Origin of the sequence: Leptospira soteropolitanensis (assembly GCF_026151655.1) — a bacterium.
Classification (GTDB): Bacteria; Spirochaetota; Leptospiria; order Leptospirales; family Leptospiraceae; genus Leptospira_A; species Leptospira_A soteropolitanensis.
On sequence record NZ_JAMQPN010000010.1, the window covers coordinates 116,795 to 137,931 of the forward strand.

General features: G+C 38.5%; 21 protein-coding genes and 1 pseudogene. 12 read left to right on the top strand and 10 right to left on the bottom strand.

The genetic code is table 11. The features are described 5' to 3' along the window. Positions 1 to 95: 95 nt before the first annotated feature. From ND811_RS17160 to ND811_RS17170, 3 genes are read left to right on the top strand one after another with little or no spacing between them, the layout of a single operon-like run. Positions 96 to 1,466: a hemolysin family protein gene (locus tag ND811_RS17160; RefSeq protein WP_265353137.1), complete on the top strand. Its 1,371-nt coding sequence runs from the start codon at positions 96 to 98 to the stop codon at positions 1,464 to 1,466. Next, positions 1,467 to 1,997 (top strand): phosphopantothenoylcysteine decarboxylase, encoded by a 531-nt coding sequence (locus ND811_RS17165; protein ID WP_265353136.1) that lies wholly within the window; start codon positions 1,467 to 1,469, stop codon positions 1,995 to 1,997. Next, a complete protein-coding gene (locus ND811_RS17170; protein WP_265353135.1) occupies positions 1,994 to 2,671 on the top strand; it encodes a phosphopantothenoylcysteine decarboxylase domain-containing protein in 678 nt (225 codons plus the stop codon). The genes ND811_RS17165 and ND811_RS17170 overlap by 4 nt, the downstream gene beginning before the upstream one ends. Here ND811_RS17170 and ND811_RS17175 read toward each other — a convergent pair. Further along, a complete protein-coding gene (locus tag ND811_RS17175) occupies positions 2,657 to 3,013 on the bottom strand; it encodes a DMT family protein (protein ID WP_265353134.1) in 357 nt (118 codons plus the stop codon). The genes ND811_RS17170 and ND811_RS17175 overlap by 15 nt on opposite strands. A gap of 93 nt (positions 3,014 to 3,106) precedes the next feature. Next, positions 3,107 to 3,862, bottom strand: a complete 756-nt coding sequence (locus ND811_RS17180; RefSeq protein ID WP_265353133.1) for an SIR2 family NAD-dependent protein deacylase — start codon at positions 3,860 to 3,862, stop codon at positions 3,107 to 3,109. Positions 3,863 to 3,937: 75 nt separating this feature from the next. On the opposite strand from ND811_RS17180, the gene ND811_RS17185 reads away from it, so the two are divergent. Further along, on the top strand, positions 3,938 to 5,095 hold the full coding sequence (locus ND811_RS17185) for an aminotransferase class I/II-fold pyridoxal phosphate-dependent enzyme (protein ID WP_265353132.1): 1,158 nt from the start codon (positions 3,938 to 3,940) through the stop codon (positions 5,093 to 5,095). A gap of 31 nt (positions 5,096 to 5,126) precedes the next feature. Here the strand turns inward: ND811_RS17185 and ND811_RS17190 are convergent, their stop codons facing one another. From ND811_RS17190 to ND811_RS17210, 5 genes are all read right to left on the bottom strand, one after another. Beyond that, positions 5,127 to 5,684 (bottom strand): cytochrome c-type biogenesis protein CcmH, encoded by a 558-nt coding sequence (locus ND811_RS17190; protein WP_265353235.1) that lies wholly within the window; start codon positions 5,682 to 5,684, stop codon positions 5,127 to 5,129. Between the two features lie 100 nt (positions 5,685 to 5,784). After that, positions 5,785 to 7,980 carry a heme lyase CcmF/NrfE family subunit gene (locus tag ND811_RS17195; RefSeq protein ID WP_265353131.1) on the bottom strand — a complete coding sequence of 732 codons (2,196 nt, stop codon included), beginning with the start codon at positions 7,978 to 7,980 and terminating at the stop codon, positions 5,785 to 5,787. After that, complete coding sequence (locus tag ND811_RS17200) at positions 7,977 to 8,369, bottom strand: cytochrome c maturation protein CcmE domain-containing protein (RefSeq protein ID WP_265353130.1); 393 nt, start codon at positions 8,367 to 8,369, stop codon at positions 7,977 to 7,979. The genes ND811_RS17195 and ND811_RS17200 overlap by 4 nt, the downstream gene beginning before the upstream one ends. A 102-nt stretch (positions 8,370 to 8,471) precedes the next feature. Continuing rightward, complete coding sequence (locus tag ND811_RS17205; protein WP_265353129.1) at positions 8,472 to 9,248, bottom strand: YdcF family protein; 777 nt, start codon at positions 9,246 to 9,248, stop codon at positions 8,472 to 8,474. Positions 9,249 to 9,278: 30 nt separating this feature from the next. Continuing rightward, positions 9,279 to 9,680, bottom strand: a complete 402-nt coding sequence (locus ND811_RS17210; protein ID WP_265353128.1) for a hypothetical protein — start codon at positions 9,678 to 9,680, stop codon at positions 9,279 to 9,281. 61 nt (positions 9,681 to 9,741) lie between these two features. Here ND811_RS17210 and ND811_RS17215 point away from each other — a divergent pair, with 61 nt between their 5' ends. From ND811_RS17215 to ND811_RS17225, 3 genes are read left to right on the top strand one after another with little or no spacing between them, the layout of a single operon-like run. Further along, positions 9,742 to 10,794, top strand: a complete 1,053-nt coding sequence (locus ND811_RS17215; protein WP_265353127.1) for an MBL fold metallo-hydrolase — start codon at positions 9,742 to 9,744, stop codon at positions 10,792 to 10,794. Positions 10,795 to 10,848: 54 nt separating this feature from the next. Beyond that, positions 10,849 to 12,318, top strand: a complete 1,470-nt coding sequence (locus ND811_RS17220; RefSeq protein WP_265353126.1) for a sodium:proton antiporter — start codon at positions 10,849 to 10,851, stop codon at positions 12,316 to 12,318. 42 nt (positions 12,319 to 12,360) lie between these two features. Continuing rightward, positions 12,361 to 13,866 (top strand): aromatic amino acid ammonia-lyase, encoded by a 1,506-nt coding sequence (locus ND811_RS17225; RefSeq protein WP_265353125.1) that lies wholly within the window; start codon positions 12,361 to 12,363, stop codon positions 13,864 to 13,866. Here the strand turns inward: ND811_RS17225 and ND811_RS17230 are convergent. Continuing rightward, on the bottom strand, positions 13,832 to 14,815 hold the full coding sequence (locus ND811_RS17230; RefSeq protein WP_265353124.1) for a DUF368 domain-containing protein: 984 nt from the start codon (positions 14,813 to 14,815) through the stop codon (positions 13,832 to 13,834). The two genes, ND811_RS17225 and ND811_RS17230, sit on opposite strands and share 35 nt — an antisense overlap. A 27-nt stretch (positions 14,816 to 14,842) precedes the next feature. Further along, a complete protein-coding gene (locus ND811_RS17235) occupies positions 14,843 to 15,910 on the bottom strand; it encodes an MraY family glycosyltransferase (RefSeq protein ID WP_265353123.1) in 1,068 nt (355 codons plus the stop codon). A 77-nt stretch (positions 15,911 to 15,987) separates the two neighbouring features. Here ND811_RS17235 and dapA point away from each other — a divergent pair, with 77 nt between their 5' ends. The 4 genes from dapA to ND811_RS17255 are packed head-to-tail and all read left to right on the top strand — an operon-like array spanning position 15,988 to position 19,546. Next, on the top strand, positions 15,988 to 16,872 hold the full coding sequence (dapA, locus tag ND811_RS17240) for a 4-hydroxy-tetrahydrodipicolinate synthase (RefSeq protein WP_265353122.1): 885 nt from the start codon (positions 15,988 to 15,990) through the stop codon (positions 16,870 to 16,872). Further along, positions 16,865 to 17,668, top strand: coding sequence for a 4-hydroxy-tetrahydrodipicolinate reductase (gene dapB, locus ND811_RS17245; protein ID WP_265353121.1), 804 nt, complete (start codon positions 16,865 to 16,867; stop codon positions 17,666 to 17,668). Before dapA ends, dapB begins: the two co-directional genes overlap by 8 nt. Position 17,669: 1 nt before the next feature. Continuing rightward, complete coding sequence (gene cdaA / locus ND811_RS17250; RefSeq protein WP_265353120.1) at positions 17,670 to 18,500, top strand: diadenylate cyclase CdaA; 831 nt, start codon at positions 17,670 to 17,672, stop codon at positions 18,498 to 18,500. Beyond that, a complete protein-coding gene (locus tag ND811_RS17255; RefSeq protein ID WP_265353119.1) occupies positions 18,497 to 19,546 on the top strand; it encodes a CdaR family protein in 1,050 nt (349 codons plus the stop codon). The genes cdaA and ND811_RS17255 overlap by 4 nt, the downstream gene beginning before the upstream one ends. A 79-nt stretch (positions 19,547 to 19,625) precedes the next feature. Here ND811_RS17255 and ND811_RS17260 read toward each other — a convergent pair whose 3' ends face one another. Then, positions 19,626 to 20,522, bottom strand: coding sequence for an alpha/beta fold hydrolase (locus ND811_RS17260; protein WP_265365541.1), 897 nt, complete (start codon positions 20,520 to 20,522; stop codon positions 19,626 to 19,628). A 77-nt stretch (positions 20,523 to 20,599) separates the two neighbouring features. On the opposite strand from ND811_RS17260, the pseudogene ND811_RS17265 reads away from it, so the two are divergent. After that, a pseudogene (locus ND811_RS17265) lies at positions 20,600 to 21,137 on the top strand (adenylate/guanylate cyclase domain-containing protein); the annotation flags it as partial.

Genomic DNA, 21,137 nt, shown 5'->3' on the forward strand with positions numbered 1-21,137 from the left:
TATAGGCGACACTGGGAGATCGGTCCAAAATACTTATTTCTATTCCTCATACCAATGGACCCTGATCATAATACTTTAGCGGTGTTCGAGTTTCTATGGAAATAATCGGCATCTTTCTTATCTTCCTCCTTGTCTTTGTGAATGGATTCTTCGTAGCAGCCGAGTTTGCTATGGTTTCGATTCGGCCTTCTCGCCTCGAAGAGCTTGTCAAAGAAAACCGGGCAATGGCTCTTCTGACTAAAAAAGCCGTCTCTAAAATCGATGATATGTTGTCGGTTTGCCAAGTGGGAATTACTGTCGCAAGCCTACTTCTTGGATGGATTGGCGAAGCATTGTTTGCCAGTGTTGTCTCTGGATTCCTTCACATGTTTCAAATTGAATTGGATCTTGTGACCATCCACAGCATCTCGATTGGAGTCTCCTTTACTCTCATCACATTACTACATGTGATTTTGGGAGAACTAGTTCCTAAAACCCTAGCGATACAAAATACAGAATCCATCGCTCTTGGTGTTTCCGGTCCTATGTGGTTGTTTTATTATTTGTTTTTTCCTGTGACTTTTGTGATGAATCGTTTGGCAGGAGGAGTACTCACACTTTTCCGTTTGCAGCGGACTGGTGATAAGTATGTTCACTCAGCAGAAGAGCTCATGATCATTATTGAGGAACAAAGGAAACAAGGTCGGATTGACAATGCTGAAATGCAACTCATCCAAAAGACTTTTGATTTTTCAGAACATACAGCTAAGGATGTAATGACACATAGGCTTTCGATCATCGGGATTCCACAAGAATCAACAATCGATAAAATGCTCCCACTCATTGCCGAACATAGTTTTTCAAGATATCCTGTTTATGATCAGACTTTAGATCGTATTGTTGGAATTGTCCATGTTCAAAAATACTTAAAATGGCAAGCAGCACATCTCTCTGCGAAGGGTAAAAAGGAAAAAATCACGGTCATTATGGAAAAGGATTTTGTGAAAGTTCCAGAATCTATGTCCATAGAACGAGTGATGACAAAACTTCGTGAGAAAAAACAACACATGGCTATTGTCATTGATGAATACGGTGGTGTTTCCGGCTTACTTACGTTAGAAGATATTATCGAAGAGTTTTTCGGTGAAATTCGAGATGAAACAGACACAGATGAAGTGGATGTAACTTCCAAAAATAAAAAAACAAAATCCATAACTTTAGATGGTGAAACAGAACTGTCAAGTTTATCTGATATTCTAGAAGGAGAAGAACCTTCGGATATGGAAGAAGTAAGAACCATTGCTGGTTATTTTATGGAAAAGAACGAAGATATGCCAAAAGAAGGTAGCATCGTTCAAATTAAAAAGGGAAGTTTGAAGGTAAAAAAAATGGAGGGAAACAAAATCATCTCTATTCAATTTACTCCCAAACTAGAAGAAGATACTGATTCAGAGATGGAGAGGGAACTCTCTTACGAGGACAGATAAATGAAAGAAATTGTAATCGCAGTATCTGGATCTATTGCTTCTTATAAGGCTTGTGATTTGGTAAGAGGACTTACCAAACAAGGGTATCCTGTTCGCGTGATTATGACTTCTAATGCCACCAAATTTGTGGGTAAAATTACCTTCGAAGCTCTGACTGGAAAACCAGTTAGGGTAGATGAATTTGATACAGGTATGGCTCATATTGAAATCAAAAACATTGCTTCTGTTTTCGCAGTGGTTCCTGCTTCGGCAAATATCATTGGGAAAATGGCCAACGGCATTGCTGACGATTTGGTGACCTCAACCTATCTTGCTTGCACCTCTCCCGTGTTAGTGGCTCCTTCTATGAATCCCGGAATGTATTTACATCCTGCTGTCCAAAGAAATCTAAAAACCTTAGAATCAGATGGAGTGAATATTATCTCTCCTGACAAAGGGATTGTAGTTTGTGGAGATGAGGGATATGGCAAACTAGCTACAGTAGAATCCATCATGGAACAAATCATTAAACTTCATACAGCCAATTCATGAATTTAAAATTCAAACGAGTCATTGTTACTTCCGGACCCACGCGGGAATGGATTGATCCTGTACGTTATATATCCAATGCTTCCTCGGGAAAGATGGGTTACGAAATTGCGACTGCTTTTTTGAAATATCCAGTGGAAGTCGTTTATATTCACGGAAATACGTTAGAACGATATTCCCATGTTCCAGGAGCAATTCGGAACATCGAAGTAGAAACAACAATCCAATTAAGAGATGCCGTTTTGTCAGAAATCACTAACGATAGTTTGCTTGTTATGGCAGCCGCACCGGCAGACTTTCGCCCCATTATGACCGCAGAACATAAAATCAAAAAAGAAAAAAGTTCTGAAGGAACCAAAGGACTTCTTCTCGAATTAGAAGAAAATCCAGATGTATTACAACAAGTGACTGAATTCGTTAATGAACAGAAAATTTCAAATTCCCTTCGTGTTGGTTTTGCTGCGGAAACGAAAGATTTAGAACGTCATGCAAAAGACAAACTGGTTAGAAAGGGCCTTACATTTATCGTTGGAAACTATGTAGGTTCTGGAAAAGGGTTTGGTGAGGTTGATTCTAGTGTTCGTATATTTGGTGTTAGTGGGTTAGAAAAAGACATTGGCCCACTTCCCAAAGAAAAAATTGCGAAAGAATTAGTTTCCTTTTTAGTGTCCGTTTGATTTAGATCCAAACCCAAACGCAAAATAACCTGCAAGAAGTATCAATCCAAAACTTACGATATAATTCCATTTGATCTTTTCACCAAGAAAAACTGTAGCGAAGAGAATGAAAACGAAAATGGTCACCACTTCTTGGATGATCTTTAATTGAAAACCTTCGAATTTATAAACCGTGTATCCAATGCGGTTGGCAGGAACCATTAATACATATTCGAAAAAAGCAATTCCCCAAGAAAACAAAATAATATAAAACATATTGTTTGATTTTGCAAATTTTAAATGCCCATACCAAGCAAAGGTCATAAAGATATTGGAAAGTATTAGAAGAAAGATAGTTAACATTATATTCTCTTATTCGCTATTTTTTAATGGTGAATGTATCAATGGCTTAATGATAGATAATGTATTTTGATACCTTCAAACATAAACAAATTTTTAGTTTTGTTTTGTATCAGGAAATACTTCATTAAAAATTTTGGGGAGGACCTCTCCCGATTTCTCACCAAAATGAATTTGCATAGAAGGAGTGAGGCTAGTAGTTTCAGGATTGATTTCAATACCCAGAGCACCATTTCGTATGGCGGTCAGAGCCAAATTGGTAGGAACAGAAACATTGGCACTGGTTCCTATCACAAAGACAATTTGGGCGACTTTACTGAGTTCCCAAGCTTTTGTTAGAAGTTTGTTGTCATATCCTTCGCCGAACCAAACAATGTCGGGCCGCAAAAGAGATTCACATAGTGGACAAAATTTTAGACCTGGTTGGTTTATTCCTCCTTGCCCTAAAGAAAATTTTTCACCACAGCTTGTACATCTTGCACGATAAATATTGCCATGAATTTCTAATAGATTTTTACTACCGGCTATGGGGTGAAGTCCGTCAACATTTTGTGTGATTAAGTTGATTGTTTGTGAAAGCAATTGCCATTTTGCAATCGTTAGGTGCCCATCATTAGGTTTTGCTTCTGCGCAAATTCCTCGACGCCAGTCATACCATTCCCAAACTACTTCAGGTTGTTTTTCGAAAGCTTCTGGTGTGGCCAGTTCTTCGGCTTTAAATGTTTTCCAATAACCACCATCTCCTCGAAAGGTTGGAATTCCACTTTCACTAGAAATTCCTGCACCTGTGAGAAATAGGATATTTCGAGCAGAACGAATTCGATGGACGACATCAGGAGGAAGGAAGCTCATTTGTGAGATCATTCTAACAAATTATATAAAAAATTAAATCGGAAAAAATAACACAAAAAAGAAAACTGGCAGTCAATGGCAGATCATTGGGAAGAAGTCCAAAAAAAACTAGATACGATTCATGAAAAACAATTGTTTCGGGAAACGAAGGTCTATCAAGGAATTGACTTTTGTTCCAATGACTATATGGGATTAACATCTAATCCTCGTATGTTGGAGTATTTCCAATCACGAAAAAACATTGATCCATTTGGATCGACTGCTTCTCGATTGGTCCGGGGCAACCGAGTGTCGATGGATCAATTTGAATCAGAGTTTGCTCGTTTTGTAGAAGGGGAAGCCGCCCTTTTAGTTTCTACAGGTTTTACTGCTAATTTTGGTCTTTTGGATTCCATTGCCGCCCCCGACTGTTTTGTGTTTACGGATCGACTCAACCACGCTTCTATTCTGGATGGAATTCGCATTTCTGGTGCCCAAAAAAAATACTATAATCATTTAGATTTAAACCATCTACGCAGTTTACTTGAAAAAGTCGAATCGGAAGATCCAGGTCATAAGAAAAAACGAATCGTTGTGACAGAAACTTTATTTAGTATGGATGGCGATTCTCCCGATTTAAAAACCTTATTAGGTTTAAAAAAAGAATTTGGCTTTGTTTTGGTTTTAGATGAGGCCCATGCTTTGGGGATTTATGGTCCCAGTGGGAAGGGGCTTGTCTTTCGTGATTTGTCTCTTTCCGAAATCCAATCTATTGATTACAGAGTGTATACTTTGGGAAAATCTTTAGGGCTCGAGGGTGGAATTATTGTTACCAAAAAAATTGGCCGCGACCATTTAGTGAATGTAATGCGGTCCTTTATTTTTTCCACAGCACCATTGCCGATGATTTCAGAGTTTGCTTTATTTGCCCTTTCTTTAATCCGTTCTATGGATAAGGAAAGACATACTTTGTTATCCCTTGCAAGAGAACTAATGAATTCTTTGGAACAAAATGGATTTGTCTTAACTCACTCTACATCGCATATAATACCGCTTTTGCTTACGACAGAGAAAGAGGCTTTGTTTTACGCGAATAGTTTACAAGGGATAGGATTGGATGTTCGTGCCATCCGTCCACCGACAGTTTCAACACCACGCCTGCGGATTAGTTTGAACGCCAAGTTGAAGTTAAATGATATTCAGGTTTTGATAGAGGAGCTCATTAGAGTTAGAGAGAAATGGAATTCTCTCTAACCGATTTATATGTTTTTATTTCAAATTTGTGTTAGGTTTCTTCTTCAAATTTACGGATTTTGTTTTTAATTTGTTCCGTGGTTGCATTTATGCCAATAACGGATTGATTCGAGTTTGGTTCCTTGGGTTCTTTCTTTTTTCTAGTTCCGTATTTGTAAATTCCAAACAATCCCAGAATCCCAAGTGCCAGTAAGGTGAAATTGATCCAAGTTCCATCAGGCTGAGCTAAAATTTTAGGTCCAAAGCCATAAACAATGGAATCTACCATCCCTTGGTTTCCATTCTCTTGAAACATAACTACAATTGGATCTTGTAAAACCGAATCTCCGAATCCATTTTCCATTTTCGAAATGATTTCGTCTTCTTTCATTCCATCTTTGATTCGGTTTTCAATAAAGGTTTTGAGGTAACTAGACGCCGCACACATATTAAACGAACAAGATTGAATCGGAAGGCTCGGCAAACAAATACAACGAATGTTTTCCGTAACTTTTAAAAAAGTTTGAATTTGCGCTTCCTCTTTAAGATTGGTGGTTGTTTTTTGTGAGAAAAGTAAACTAGGGAATAAAAAACAAATTCCAATGAACATTAAACTCGATTTAGAAATAGAACGGAACCAAGTATTCGAAAGATTGGATATAATTCCTTTGGTTGATTGGGTTTTGTTTTGATCACAAAAATTCATTTTATCATACCGTTTTCTTTTTGTTGTCACCGACTGGGAGAAGCAAAAATATCCCAGATAAGAAATAGAGAAGTGATCCTACCCATATCAGTTTTACAAGCGGATTCACCCAAACTTCTAGGTTTGCCACAATCTGTTTTGGAAAGTTCAAAAAAAGTTTTAGTTTATCCATCTCCGAACCAGGAGTAAAATAATATTGCATAAACATCAATGGAAGGTCAGGGTTTTCTGATTTCAAATCTGAAGTTTCAATTGCCCCTAGTTGGATATAAAAATCTTCCTTCGCCATTGAGAGGATGGCAGGTTCACTGGTAGGGATATGTGTTTCAAAATCTCCTGTTAGGTGAGAGATCTGTGGATAAAACCTACGTTCTGTGGTTAGTTCGGATAGTTTTTCTGTACCACGAAAAATCCAGTATGTACCTTCTTGGGAAACTATGACATTCTGAATGTTTGGTTCGCCACCGAGTCCAGAAATTAATACCGGTTTTAGTTTGAGTGTCGAGGCTTCAATTTGATAACCACCGATCATGGCTTTGTCGATCGATTGGTAAACGATCTCCTCTGATGTAGGAGGTTGGAGTTCATAAAAGAAACGAACGGAAGTATTGATTTTAAACGCATTTCCGGCATAACCAATAAAAATTAATACTAAAGCGAAATGGACTAAGTAGCCACCATACCGCCGTTTGTTTTTGAGTAACATTCGGTAACCAGCTACCAAGATGTTTTCGTTTTTGAATTCTTCTCGGCGAGCTCGGATCCCCCTATAATATTCTTGGATGATTCCAGAAACGGTAAAAACACCAATGGTGACAGTTAAGATCGAATACACTTCGGCCAAAACATCACCATATTTACTATCTGGTTTGGTAAAGTTTTGTGAATAAAAAAGGATGTAGAACCCACCACCAACTAGTCCCGCGATTAAGGGTTTGAGTAAGGTAGAAAAAAATACGGCTCCGGCACCTTTTCTCCAGGCAAGAAGTGGCGCAGCTCCCATAAGAAGTAAAAGAAAAATCCCTGCCGGTACTCCCCAAGAGTTAAACCAAGGAGCTTTAAATTCTTTTCCATACAAAAGAGGAGAAAATACACCTAACAAAATAGCTGCGGTAGAAAGGACGAGTAAAAAGTTATTTAAAAGAAAACTTCCTTCTTTGGAAGTAATGGCTTCTAGGTTTCTTTCTGGAGTAAGTTGTTTTCTGCGATAAACCACAAACCCTGTGAAAAATAGAAAACTTCCAATGATATAAATGATAAAAGGAGTTCCAATCGTAGACTTGGAAAAACTATGCGGACCTTCCAAAACTCCAGAACGAGTGATCCATGTTCCCAGTAAACTAAAGTGGAAAGCAAGGATCACAAGTAACATATTCCAAAACTTTAACATTCCTCTACGTTCTTGGATGACAACAGAATGGACAAAGGCACTTGTGAGTAACCAAGGCATAAGAGATGCATTTTCTACCGGATCCCAAGCCCAATATCCTCCCCAACCTAACTCTTCATAGGCCCACTTGGATCCGAGTAAAATTCCTGTCCCCAAAAAGAACCAGGAAAACAAAGTCCATTTGCGGATGAATTTCATCCAATCTTCTGAAAGTTGTCCCGACACAAGGGCAGACATGGCAATAGCAAAAGGAATGGAAATACTTACATATCCAATGTAGAGGATGGGAGGATGGATGATCATCGCCCAATGTTGGAGGAGGGGATTGAGGCCCCGGCCTGCAGCCGCCTCTGGAACGAATTCGCGAAATGGTTGGGCATCCCCATAAAAAACAGCAAGGAAAGAAAAAAATCCAGATAAAACCGCAAGGATTAGATTCATCATGGGAATTCGATCTTCAATGGATTTCCTAGTTTGCCATAACACAATGAAAGTGAAAACGCTAAGTATCAAATTCCAAAATAACAAACTTCCAGATGAACCAGACCAAATCGATGTCATTTTGTAGAATAGAGGTAAGTGTTCACTGGAATGCATTACCACATAATAGTTGCTATAGTCGGATCGAACCAGTTGTGTTAATAGAACTGTAAAGGTGAGGACAATGACAAATGGATTTGTCATTAAAGCAAGACGGCCAAGTTCTATGGCCTTTCTGTCTTGTTTAAAAATTCCGTAAATTGTTTGTAATGCGGAAAAAATTAATACGGCCAAAGAAGCAGATAAAAGGATGGTTCCTAAATTGTTCATTTTTCCTCAGCGTATCCTGCTTCATATTTCGAAGCACATTTTGCTTCTACGTGAGAGGCAACAAGAACCCCGTGGTCTAATTTTCCATCCACTCTGGCCCTGGCTCCTTCTTTAAAAGCATCAGGCAAAAGTGTTTCCCCGGTGAAAAAAACAGGAATGATTTGATCATTTAGTTCTAAATCAAATTTGGCTTTTTTTCCTTCGCGGATAAGGCTCCCCACCCGCACAAATCCTCTGACTCGCAGGTTTTGGTCTGAGTATTTTGTTTGGTTTGCCGCCAGTTCCGAAGCATCCAAAAGGAGATAGGAAGTTTCTTGTGAAGAGAAATAGGCAATTCCTCCGAGAGAAAGTCCAATGAGAAACAAAAGAGTTAAAAACTTACGATTCATAATCCATTCTTTAGACGGATTCCCGTCTTTCCTCTAGCCTCTCTGATTGCAGGTTTCGGTCAAACAAAAAGGTCTAAAAAAAATACCAGAGAAAATCGGCAGTTATAAATAGGATTTGGCACGATAAACAAAATAACCTACCCATTCTTTGATAGATAGAGTCGTTTGGTCCAAAAAACCCGCAGAGGGAATGTAGAGTTCAAAAGCTCCTGATTGTAAATTGGTGGAACGGTAATCTGTCGGAAAGGCGACAAAAGAGATGTTTTGTCTCTGAAAACAACCTGCCGCCCGTTTCATATGGAAAGCAGAGGTAATAAGAACTGCAGATTCTATTTTTTTTTCGATGAGTAACTTCTTCGTTTCGATTGCGTTTTCATAAGTATTTCTTGAATTGTTTTCCCAAATCAGATCTTTTTCGGGGACACCTAAACCTAAAAATAATTCTTTTGCTAAATCTGCTTCTCGATAAGCATCCGTAAAAAGAAGTCCCGATCCACCTGTGAAAAGAATCTTTTTTACCTTGCCTGCTTTATAAAGTCGAATAGCATCAGTCAACCTGTCCACCGAGTCTGTAAGTTCAGGCCTTCCTGGATGAATTGAAATCGTTTGGATCATCCCACCTAAGACGATTGCTACGTCTGATTTGGGAACTTCTTCGATAGCAATGGGAGGATAATTTTTTTCGAGGGAGGTTAATAAAAAATTCGCAACATACGCGTTAGATGCCAAATACAAAAATAAAACAATTCCAAAAAGGCGTAATTTCCCGTGTTTCGACTTTGTTTTTAGAATGAGAAAGAATGCTAAGATAAAAAAAATAGGAAGAGGGAAAAGTAAAACCGTACCAAGTTTGGAAAGTGTAAAAAAAATGGAATCCATTGGTCATAGGATTCGGGAGCCTAGTGAATCTTACCAGTCGAAATCGGGACCTAAAACCCCAATTCCGCTCCCCCAATATTGGGAAGGATGAGGGTACCGGACTGAAATGCCGAGTGGCGAACGGGAATATTTCCAATCCCGTGCAATTTGTTTACGTTTTTGGATTTGTTCTTCGGGTGTGGATGATTCTGTGTTGTGTAAAAAAGCTTTGGTGACTTCTACCCATTCTTTGATAGCAGAAGGATTTTGTTTTTTCAAATCTTGGATTAAAATCCTAAGTTCAAATTCTGCGTCTTCTCTTAGGTCCCGAGCAATTTCCGATACCTCTGCATTAGCTCCAAAGATGGTTTCACTTCCTTCGGTTCGATCAACTGTGTCTCTCCATTTTGCATAGGCAATCATCAAATCTTTCGTTTCTTTATACCTAAACATAATAAAATAACGATTGTTCTAGTTTCTAAAAAGGCAATCGAAAATTCCAAACACAAGAAGATTGTTTTTTAGTCTAAACCTCGTGAAGTCCGTATCCTTAAACTTGTTCCTTGTCATTTTTGTTCTGTCTTGTTTTGCTGACGCCAGTGTTCGTAAATCACACCATACACCCAGTGGGTTCAAAAACCCAAATCCCAATTTTGAAACAAAAGGTTTTTGGAATGTAATCAATTGGCAAATCCAAAGATTGCAATTGCCCTATAGTGTCGATCCGGCCGATTATCCAGACTTTCCTTTGGTAAAAAATGACGGTAGCCAATTGCAATCAAATCAGTCCCAACTTTCCGTGACATGGGTGGGACATGCAACGACTCTTATCCAAATGGATGGAGTGAATATCTTAACGGATCCTATCTGGAGTGAAAGGTGCTCTCCGGTAAGTTTTATTGGCCCAAAAAGGTATACTCCACCGGGAATCAAAATCGAAGACCTTCCCAAAATTGACTTAGTCATTTTGTCACACAATCATTATGACCATACAGATCTACCCACACTCAAACAATTGGAAGAAAAGTTTCATCCTTTGGTTCTCACGGGCCTTGGTAACAAAAAACTTTTGTTAGATGAAGGAATACAGAATGTCCAGGAGATGGATTGGTGGGAGGAATCAAAAATGAAGGAACTAAAAATTACCTTCACTCCCACACAACATTTTAGTGGTCGTGGATTACTTGATCGGGATAAAACTCTGTGGGGAAGTTATCTGATCTCTGGCAAAAAAGAGAAGGTTTACTTTGGAGGAGATACTGGATATTATACTCATTTCCAGGAAATTGCTAATCAATTGGGACCAGTAGACATTGCCATTCTACCCATTGGAGCGACCGAACCTCGTTGGCTCATGGAACCTGTACACGTAGATCCAAAACAAGCCGTCAGGGCTTTTGGCGACCTTAAGGCAAAGTACTTAGTTCCGATGCATTATATGACCTTTGTCCTTTCTGATGAGGCATTGGATTCTCCTGTGCCCCGCACCAAAGAAGAGCTAAAACGTAGTGGATTCGAAGAAAGTCAGTTTGTTCCTTTAAAAATTGGAGAATCACGGTTTTTTTAGTTCCACGAGGTTTCGATTTCGGATAAGCTGTCCTAAAAAAATAGGATGGTGAGCATGTTGAAGAAGCTTCTCACAACGATAGTATTCCTAGTGTGTTTGTCTGTGACAACAGCGGGTTTATTTGCTGAGGACCCAACTCCGGTTCAGGCGCAGACAACCACTCAGGAAGAAACAGGACATTCGTCTCATGGCGAATCAGTACATCAGGAACTACCATATTGGTCGGTTTTACCTTTTGTTGCCATATTACTTTCCATTGCAATCTTACCGGTTGCCTCTCACAAAACTTCTCATTGGTGGGAAGACAATAATAACAAATTGATACTTGCAGTGGGACTTGGAGCCATTTCTTTTGTGGTTCTTCTCATTTATGGTTACAGCCATAATATTGTGCACACAGTTTTCTTTGATTATATACCATTTATCATTTTGCTCGGATCTTTGTTTTACATCTCCGGTGGAATAGTGATTAAGGGTGATATTCATGCAACTCCTCTTAACAACACATTATACTTGCTAATTGGTGCTGGTCTTGCTTCCTTTATTGGAACAACAGGTGCCTCTATGTTACTCATTCGTCCTTTGTTAAAAACAAATAGCGAAAGAAAACATGTAGTTCACACGGTTGTGTTTTTTATTTTCCTTGTTTCCAACATTGGTGGATCTTTAACACCACTCGGTGATCCTCCACTTTTTCTCGGATATTTGAAAGGTGTTCCTTTCACTTGGACATTCAAACTATTACCTGAGATGTTGGTTGCGGTAGCAATTTTACTCACTGTTTATTTTGTTTGGGATACTTTTGCATATAAGAAAGAAACCAAAAAAGATTTAAAACGTGATGATAAACTTGCGACTCCTTTTTCTATTGGAGGCCAAGTCAACTTCATCTGGTTGCTCGGTGTGATTTTAGCGGTTGCTTTTTTAAATAGTAACTACATTCCAGAAATCAATGAAACTCCTACACTTGGATTTATCCGTGAAGCAGTACTCATTGTGCTGATTGGTCTTTCAAAATTTACTTCCAAAGAAGAAAATCGTAAGTTCAATAACTTTACTCTCCATCCGATTCAAGAGGTGGCCTACCTATTCATTGGTATTTTTATTACAATGATTCCTGCTCTTGTTTTACTTGAGGCACATGGTAAGGAATTGGGAATCACTCAAAATTGGCAGTTTTTCTGGGCCACTGGAGCTTTCTCCTCTGTTTTAGACAATGCTCCAACTTACTTAACTTTTGGGTCGTTGGCTTCTGGGCTTCTCACTCCTGCGGGTGCAGCAAGCCCTCTCACATTGGGGCAGTTCATTGGAAATGTCCAAGCAGAAGAGATTTTAAAAGCTATTTCTGTGGGTGCGGTGTTTATGGGTGCAAACACTTATATTGGTAATGCTCCTAACTTCATGGTAAAATCCGTTGCAGAAGAAAACAAAGTTAAAATGCCATCTTTTGGTGGATACTTAGCATATTCTATGGGAATTTTAGTTCCTGTTTTTATTCTAATTACTTTCGTGTTCTTCGTCTAAACTTTTGGACAAACCGGGGAATCTCCCCGGTTTTAAATCATCTTGAATTTATCTACACTCCAATCTTTATCCCAAACAGGTTCCCTTGTCCATTTAACTTCCGTTCGTCTTAAAATGGAAACAGAACGAAATCAATTAGAATCTATTTTAGAGTTTTCGAAAGAAAAACTAGTTTATGGGATTCATACTGGCTTTGGTCCACATGCTTTTACATCCAATGAAGATATGGAAAAGATCCAAAAATCTTTAATCTACCATTTGACTGTGGAGCCTGTATTTTCTGCGGACGGAATTCCCCATTCTCATTTGAGTCATACTGAAGCAAGGGCAGTCCTTGCTGCAAGGATTCATTGTTTGTCACTTGGCGGATCTGGTATTCGTTTTGAAACATTAGAATTATTGAATACACTTTTAGAGTTGGATTGTATTCCGGTATTACCAGAAAAAGGTTCTCTTTCGGCTTCAGGAGATTTGATTCCACTCAGTTATATCCCTTTGGCACTCCTCGGTGAATCTGGGTTTACGGGTAAAGGAAGGGAATTAGGGCCTAGCAGGTGGAATGGCAAAACTTCTCAAATTCCAGGTTTGCCTTGGTTTCCCAAGGCAAAGGAAGCAATATCTCTTACCAATGGAACAAGTTTTACGACAGCTCTCCTTGGACTCCAGGTGCTCGAATTTAGAAATTTACTTTCCTATTCTTTGGAACTTCTCGAGTATTTATTTAGTTTTCATTCTGTTTTCTCTGATGCTTTTCATCCTGAGTATCACAATCACAAACAATTTAATGGACCCAAAGAAATCGTTCGTATCCTTTATCCCATTGTTGCAAAGCATTCTAGACAAAAAAAAGAGGGTAGTCGAATCCAGGATATTTATTCCATTCGATGTATTCCCCAAATTCTTGGTTCCATTTTAGATGAACTTATCTCAGTTGGAATTATCGTAGAACAAGAATTAAATTCACTTTCGGACAATCCTGTTTTGATTTCTGGTGAGGATGGAATGCGATTTGCCGAAGGCGGTGGGTTTTATGCCGCACAAGTCAGTTTTGCCGCAGATCGTCTGCAAAATGCGATGGCGGTTTGGTTTACTTGGGCGGATCGTTTTTTAAATTATCTTTATGAACCCAAAGAGAATGGAGAGTTCCCGCTTATGTTATCAGACAAACCTGGTACTTACGCTGGTTTATCTGGATTAGGGCTTATGTCAACTCACCTAACAGCTGAAGTTCGTCGGGATAGTATGCCGGGATCAGTACAATCTGTTCCAACCAATGGCAATAACCAAGACATTGTTCCTATGGGTGCGATTTCGGTATTAAGAAATCGTAGAACGGTTGCTAATGGGTATAAGTTGTTATCTATATTGGCTTTTTCGGTTTTTCAAAGTTCTCGGTTTGCCAATAGAAAAGATTTGGTTCCAAATAAAGATTTGTTTGCCGGCCTAAAGACAATGGCAGCGGATAGAAGTCTGGATTTTGAAATCCAGACTTTAATGGAAAGGCTAAAGAATACTACTTCTTCTCTTGTAAAGATTCCAAACGGTTGAGACCAAACCCAAGCACAAGACCGAGAACCAGTGCTGCGAGTGGGATTTGTGTTTCACTAAAATCATTTGGCAGAATATTCTTTGCCGTTGCAATTTGAATGTCTCGTTTTACTTCTCCGGATCTTCCTACAATTGCCTGACCATGTGCATAATCTTTGAAAGGCCAAAGAATAAAAAAGGATCCGAGAATTAGGCCCAAAAGAAAAGTCATTGTATGGGATTTATATTTTACAAATAACCATTTAACGAAATGAGTAAAAATGAGAAGTCCTAATAAACATCCAATTCCAAATGCTCCGAGAAAAATGATCGAACTTGGTTCGAGGATGGTTGAAAGTTTCCCAATCACAATTTGGTATTCACCGAGTACAAGCATGATGTAAGATCCAGAAATTCCAGGTAGGATCATCGCAGAAATGGCAATGGCTCCTGTAAGAAAAGCAATGAGTGGATTTTCAGAACCAGTTGTATCGCCCATAAAAAAACTTGGGACAATGGTAAGAAGGATTCCTGGGATCAGGAATAACCAAATAAAAAAGCTGTGTTTTTCTATTAGCTTGTATGGAACTGCTAGAGAGGGGATGATGAGCCCAATGAATAAGGCCAGTGTTGCTTGTGGGTGGTTTTGGAGTAAAAACTGGATGAGTTTGGCGCCCGATACAACGGATAATAAAAGACCAATTCCTAAAAACACTAGAAACCAAAAATCGATCCTTTTCATTTCTAAAGTAAAACGTTTTCTCACATCTTCTTTCCAAAATCCAAATAGGAATGCTAACGAAGCTTTGATGGTATCCAAGTTTAGGGAAGTGATGGCTGTGATTAATCTGTCATAAAGTCCAAGGATGAGTGCAAAAGTCCCTCCGGAAACACCGGGTATGAGATTGGCAATCCCGATGAGAAAACCATTGAGAAGGCAGAATAGAATTTCTTTTTTCGATAGAGGCATAAAGGAAAGGATTGGAGTCCGAATACTTTATGCAAGGTTTTTTCGAGGGATCAAAAACCAAAGTAGCCCATAACTGATTGCTGAAAAAAGAAATAGGATGAGAAATATTTCTATATGGGAAGTTCCATTTGTTTTTAAGACAAAATGGATACAAACGATAAAAAGGTTTAAGAGGGAGAAAATACAAAGGGATCCAATTTTTCCTAATTTGGTTTCTGTGATCCTCTGAAAGAGGTGTTCTCTGTGGGCAGAGAATATATGTTTTTTTTGGAAGAATCGTTTGATTAAGGTAAAAATTCCGTCCAACCAAAAGTAAGGGAACAGATAAAAATAATCTGTAATGTCCCAAACTCCCGATTTTTGTGTTTCCCACTTTCCAACAAACAACGGTAATGCCATCACGAAAAAACCTAAAGCTAGAGAACCACTATCTCCCATAAATAGTTTGGCTCTTGGAAAATTATAAAATATAAATCCAAACATCGAAAGGAACAAGATTCCATAGAAACTATAGCCAGTATTTCCTATGGAGTAAAAATCGGGAGCTACGGTCACTAAAGAAAAATAAGATAAGAATAGTGTCGTGACTAAATACCAATCCATTCCATCCATAAAGTTTACCAAATTTACGGCAAAGACAATGACGATGGTAAGGATAAATACTTGGAGGAGGATGGAAGGTAGATCGAACCCAAAATATGTGAGCAATGGACTCGTCCCAATTAAAAATACAGCCACCAAACTGAATTCTAGAAATAAACGAAGTTTGGGACTGAGATGATATAAATCATCAATGAAACCTATAATAGAAAAAGTAAATATTCCAGCTAACAAAAGATAAATGTCTTTTTTCTGGCTTTCGTTTTCGGGTAGGGGAAATAAATCTCCCGTTTGGGGGTAAAAAAACAAAAAAAGGACAGAGATAAGAAACAGGGGGATAAAAAACATTCCGCCTGATTTTTTTGTGATTACGTTGTGGAGACTCCGTTCGTTTGGCACATCTTTGACCCCAAATCGGGAATAGACATAAAATGAATGCAAAATAAGGCTAAGAATCGCGAGAATGGCAAACATTGGAGGGAAAAAATAGACCATTTTCGCAAAGTTTATCGATACGGGGTCTTTTGGCAGTTTTTTATTGCAAAATTCAGTCCCTCTTCGATGTTTAATTTATGTTTCAGGGCGTTTATACCGCGGTCATCACCCCCTTTCGCCAGGGGAAAATCGATTATGATAGTTATTTTAAAATCCTAGAAAACCAGATTCGCTCAGGCGTGGCGGGTGTGGTTCCCTGTGGGACAACCGGGGAATCTCCCACCCTTTCTTATGAGGAACATAAGGAACTCATCCAAAAGACCGTAAAAGTGGTGGCAGGGAAAATCCAAGTCATAGCCGGGACTGGTTCCAACTCTACAAAAGAGGCTATTGAACTGACTGAGTCTGCTTGTGCTGATGGAGTGGACGGGATCCTAACGGTCAATCCATATTACAACAAACCTACACAAGAGGGAATGTATCGCCATTTTACAGAGATTGCCAATGTATCTTCCAAACCAGTCATGTTGTACAACATCCCAGGAAGAACCAATGTCAACTTACTTCCAGAAACGGTAGCAAGGCTTGCGGCCCATCCAAAAATTGCCGCCATCAAAGAAGCGACTGGTGATTTAGGGCAAATGGCAAAGGTCATCGCTGCCACGCCACCTGACTTTGATTTGTTGTCGGGTGATGATAACTTAACTTTGCCTGTGTTATCCATCGGTGGAAAAGGAGTCGTTTCTGTCGTATCGAATCTTTTCCCACGCGCCTGTGTGGATATGGTTTCCTTATATTTACGAGGCGACTTAGAAGCTTCTAAAAAGATTTATTACAAACTTCTTCCTGTGTTTATCAATGCCTTTATTGAAACCAATCCCATTCCCATCAAAGCAGCTATGAGTTGGTTTGGGTACTGTGAAAATGAACTTCGTCTTCCAATGACTTCTTTATCTGAGGGATCACCAGCCGAAGCCTTTAAAAAAATTGTATTCCAATTAAAAGAGGAAGGCATTGTCTAAAATCAAAGTAGGTGTTATCGGCGCTGGGGGAAGGATGGGGAAGGCCATCATCCAAGTGCTTTCTTTGTCCAAAAAATCAGAGTTAAGTGCTGCAGTGGTTCGGGAAGGTGCTGTTTATACAGGATTTGATTCAGGAAACCATGCCGGGATCAAAGAAACAGGAATTTTACTATCTCCCGACTTACAAAAAGCATGTGAGAATTCAGACGTCCTTATTGATTTTAGTACACACACTGGTTTTGAATCCATTTTGAATATGGCCCTAACTAATAAAAAACCTTTGGTTATCGGCACAACGGGATTAACCGATGCGGATAAGGCACTCATTCAATCTGCTGCAAACTCAATTCCTATTGTTTTTTCGCCTAACATGTCTGTCGGTGTAAATCTTTTGTTTAAATTAACTGAGATCGCAGCAAAAGTGTTAGATGAAGATTTTGATGTTGAAGTTCTCGATATTCATCATAGACATAAAAAGGATGCACCTTCTGGAACGGCCATGTATTTAAAAGAAGTTCTTTTGAATGCAACTAAACGTTCGGAAGAAAACGTTATTTATGGTCGTCACGGAATGTATTCGGAAAGAGACCAAAAAGAAATCGCCATGCATACAATGCGAGCCGGTGAAGTGGTCGGTGAACATACTGTATATTTTTTAAGTTCAGAAGAAAGAATAGAAATCACACACAAAGCCCAAGATCGTAAAACATTTGCTACAGGTGCAGTGAAAGCAGCAGAGTTTTTACATGGAAAATCGAAAGGCCTTTATAATATGTTTGATGTTTTAGGAATATAAATTGGATTTTTTTCGAGGATTATATATCATTCCCTGGAGTAAAAATTATATCTCCATATCTTTAGATGTATTAATCGTCGCATTTTTAATTTATAAAACTTATACTACACTCAGAAGAACACGGGGAATTCAACTGCTTCTCGGTGTTGGAATCATTTGGATTTCAGGAAGCCTTGCCGAATATTTAGGTTTCGAACTTTTGGAATGGATTCTTACAAATATCAGGCCGGCCCTTGTGTTTGCTATCATTGTACTCTTGCAACCAGAGCTAAGAAGGCTAACGGGTGATTTGGCAAGGATAAGACTCCTTAGATTATTTTTTCTTAAACCAACTTTTGATTTAGACCCGATTGTGGAAGCAGTCCGGATCATGTCGCAAGAAAAAACAGGATCAATCATTGTTCTCGTTAAAGACATTAGTTTAAAGGATATTTCAGAAAATGCGGTACCTTTGGATGCTCAAGTAACCTCTGAAGTTTTACAGACTATTTTCTTTAAGAATTCCCCTTTGCATGATGGCGCAGTCATTATTGAACAAAACCGAATTGTTTGTGCAGCTTCCTATTTACCTATGAGTAGTTCTGTGGAAATTTCCACATTAGGCGCAAGGCACCGATCCGCATTGGGCCTTTCGGAAGAAACCGATGCCATTATTATAGTCACTTCAGAAGAAACCGGTGATATTACCATCTGTTATGAAGGAGAAATGATACATCCAGTTAAACCGCTTGAGCTAAAAGCTTTAGTAAGTAGCTTAATGACGGGAACTAGAAAGGCTAAAGATGATTCTCTCCGTAAATCAAAAGAGAAAGATACCGGAGTGAGTATATGATCTCGAAAGTATATGGGAAATTAGTTCGAAATTGGAAGGCCAAACTTGTTTCATTAATCATTGCCAGTATTTTTTACGTAAATTTACAAAATTCCAAAGTATTAATTAAAACAATTAATGTACCAGTCGACTATCCAAAGTTATCCGGTAATTTAAGTTATTCCAAAAATCCAGAAAAAACCATACCTGTCCGTGTAGAAGGTTTGAAAGACGTTGTTAATTACTATTCACAATTTATGAAAGCTGTCATTGATCCAGAGGATGTCCAACTGGGTGTTACTGAGGTTCCGATAAAAAAAATTGTGGGTGTTCCTAGTGGCGTAAAAGTTACTAAACTCAAAAAAACAGTTCCTGTTGAAATTGAATCCCGCGGATTAAAAGTGGTTCCATTGGAAGTAACATTTGAAGGAGCACCACCAGCTAACTTTGAAAAGCTGACTCAGATTGTAAGTCCACAAAAAATCACAATTAGCGGCAAACCACAAGATTTAGAAAAAATCACCAAGGTTGTATTGCCAGAAATTTCTCTAACTGATAGAAAAGAGCCATTTGCAAAAACTGTAAGGATTCCTGATCTTCCGAAAGGCGTCACAGTGCTCGGTTCTCGCGATGTTACGGTCAATGTTAACATCATTCCACTTTCCTATAAAACAGGAGAGCAGACTGCTTCGGGCATTCCCATTGTATGTTCTGGATTGGATTCGCGTTTAGACGCAGAGTTATCGGAAGAACAAGTTGCAATCCGCTATTTTTCTTTAAAACCCATTCGTTCTGCACAAATCCTCACTGGGATTACCGCACAAGTTCCTTGTAATTATATTTTTGATCCGATTAAAAACAAAATCATTCCTGAGTTGCAGCCACAAGTTGCCAAGGTTCGGGTCATTAAAAACAAAGACTTAAAAGGGATTGAGATTCTACAAATCAGTCCTGAAAAAATTGAAATTCGATATAAAGTGAAAGAACAACAAAACCCAGATTCAGATCCTACCGATGATGGAACTGGAATGGAAGGTCCTGGTACAGTCCCTTCCGATAGATCTTAATTCTTTATTTGGAATAAACGTTAACGATTGGATTCTCAAGTTCTTAATACCAAAATCATTCCAATTTATAGTCCAGATTCTATTTTAGAAATTCGTAGATTTCTTTAAAACATTCTTCCGGGTTCTCCCACTGCGGATAATGTCCAATCGAATCCCAACGTATGAGTTTTTTATTTTTAATCGGAAGTTTTTCTATTTCCTCTGCTAGGTGGCTTCCACTCACAGGATCCTCTCCTCCATTGATAAAAAGTAATGGAACTTCTGTTTGAAGAAGGGCATTTTTCCAACGTTCTCCGTGAACTCTTCTTTCTTTAATGTATTTAAGGAGTTTGTGTGGGATCAAAACATTGTTTGGATAAGTGATGAGTTTCCAAAGTACGGAAATTTCTTTGTCACTTGGTTTTGTTTGTTTTCCAAATACTTGTGAAAAAGCCACTCCAAATTTTTTTTCATTATAAAACCTTGATAAAAAAGCACCTAATACTGGTGTGGCGAGGAGTTTTTGTTTGAATGTGGGTCTATGGAGATGGGGAAAAAGTCCTCCGTTTAGAAAAACGGCTCCATCAATTTCATACTTACGATCACTCCTTTCTAAGTGTCTTGCTAAAATTTCTTGGCCTACACTCACTGCATAATCGTGAAAAACAAACTTCACTCTTCGCAGTGCATTCTTTTCAATAAAGTTTTCTATAATATCAGTTTGTTCTATTAATGTGTATTTATGATTTTTTGGTTTTGAAGAATAACCGAATCCTAAAAAATCAATGGCGATAGTATTAAAATAACGTGAAAGTCCGTTAAAGATTTTGGAATAGTCCCAAGAGGAAGTAGGGAATCCATGAAGTAGAATTAAGTTTTGTCCTCTTCCTTCTTGGATATAAAAAATTTGAAACTTCTTATATTCGAAAAATTTACCAGCAGCTAACCATTCAGTAGCGTTCTTTTTTGGAAAGTTTAGATCAACCATATCCGACATAGAACAACAAAAGAGGAAGTGAGTCAAATAGAAGAATTTGCTACTTTCTCTTTTCTCGAAAACCGATCATTAAAGGGATGGAATCATACCCACTCATTTATTTTATAAAACCAGAAGGAATAATTTCGGATTGGGAATATTTTTGGTACCAGATTCCTTATGGAGCTCCTGGAATTCTCACTTTTTTTGTCGGAGTTTTTTTAAGTTATTTTGCATTTCAAAAGTTTCGTAAATCAGACGTTGATAATAAAATTTTTCATTTAAACCTAACCATTTCTTTTATTAGCTTTGGCTCTGTTGGACTTGTGCTTACGACAAGAGCATGGATTCAAGATGTAAATACATTGGTTTTCTGGAATGATTTACTATATTTCCTAGTCGCTCCGTTAGCCCCAACGGCTTTTTATATGGCCTACCATATGACAGGAAAACAAAGTAAGTGGTTATTGTATTATTCTTATCTCTGTTGGGTGGCTAGTTTCGTATTATATTTTGGAGTAATTATAGGGAAAGGCTTTGAAACTACAATATTTGAATTTCCTTTCGGGAAGTATCCGAGAGGCAGTTCTTTCGTTCGTCCTTGGGGAATTTTAGCACCACTCGGATATTTTATTT

Excerpts from the sequence above, each read along its gene's own strand:
- ND811_RS17210 (WP_265353128.1), bottom strand. The coding sequence starts at position 9,680 with ATGTTTAGGTATAAAGAAACGAAAGATTTGATGATTGCCTATGCAAAA.
- ND811_RS17235 (WP_265353123.1), bottom strand. The coding sequence starts at position 15,910 with ATGGTCTATTTTTTCCCTCCAATGTTTGCCATTCTCGCGATTCTTAGC.
- ND811_RS17175 (WP_265353134.1), bottom strand. The coding sequence starts at position 3,013 with ATGTTAACTATCTTTCTTCTAATACTTTCCAATATCTTTATGACCTTT.
- ND811_RS17260 (WP_265365541.1), bottom strand. The coding sequence starts at position 20,522 with ATGTCGGATATGGTTGATCTAAACTTTCCAAAAAAGAACGCTACTGAA.
- ND811_RS17220 (WP_265353126.1), top strand. The coding sequence starts at position 10,849 with ATGTTGAAGAAGCTTCTCACAACGATAGTATTCCTAGTGTGTTTGTCT.
- ND811_RS17165 (WP_265353136.1), top strand. The coding sequence starts at position 1,467 with ATGAAAGAAATTGTAATCGCAGTATCTGGATCTATTGCTTCTTATAAG.
- ND811_RS17185 (WP_265353132.1), top strand. The coding sequence starts at position 3,938 with ATGGCAGATCATTGGGAAGAAGTCCAAAAAAAACTAGATACGATTCAT.
- ND811_RS17190 (WP_265353235.1), bottom strand. The coding sequence starts at position 5,684 with ATGTTCATTGGAATTTGTTTTTTATTCCCTAGTTTACTTTTCTCACAA.
- ND811_RS17200 (WP_265353130.1), bottom strand. The coding sequence starts at position 8,369 with ATGAATCGTAAGTTTTTAACTCTTTTGTTTCTCATTGGACTTTCTCTC.
- ND811_RS17195 (WP_265353131.1), bottom strand. The coding sequence starts at position 7,980 with ATGAACAATTTAGGAACCATCCTTTTATCTGCTTCTTTGGCCGTATTA.
- ND811_RS17160 (WP_265353137.1), top strand. The coding sequence starts at position 96 with ATGGAAATAATCGGCATCTTTCTTATCTTCCTCCTTGTCTTTGTGAAT.
- dapA (WP_265353122.1), top strand. The coding sequence starts at position 15,988 with ATGTTTCAGGGCGTTTATACCGCGGTCATCACCCCCTTTCGCCAGGGG.
- ND811_RS17255 (WP_265353119.1), top strand. The coding sequence starts at position 18,497 with ATGATCTCGAAAGTATATGGGAAATTAGTTCGAAATTGGAAGGCCAAA.
- ND811_RS17170 (WP_265353135.1), top strand. The coding sequence starts at position 1,994 with ATGAATTTAAAATTCAAACGAGTCATTGTTACTTCCGGACCCACGCGG.
- ND811_RS17230 (WP_265353124.1), bottom strand. The coding sequence starts at position 14,815 with ATGCCTCTATCGAAAAAAGAAATTCTATTCTGCCTTCTCAATGGTTTT.
- ND811_RS17205 (WP_265353129.1), bottom strand. The coding sequence starts at position 9,248 with ATGGATTCCATTTTTTTTACACTTTCCAAACTTGGTACGGTTTTACTT.
- ND811_RS17180 (WP_265353133.1), bottom strand. The coding sequence starts at position 3,862 with ATGAGCTTCCTTCCTCCTGATGTCGTCCATCGAATTCGTTCTGCTCGA.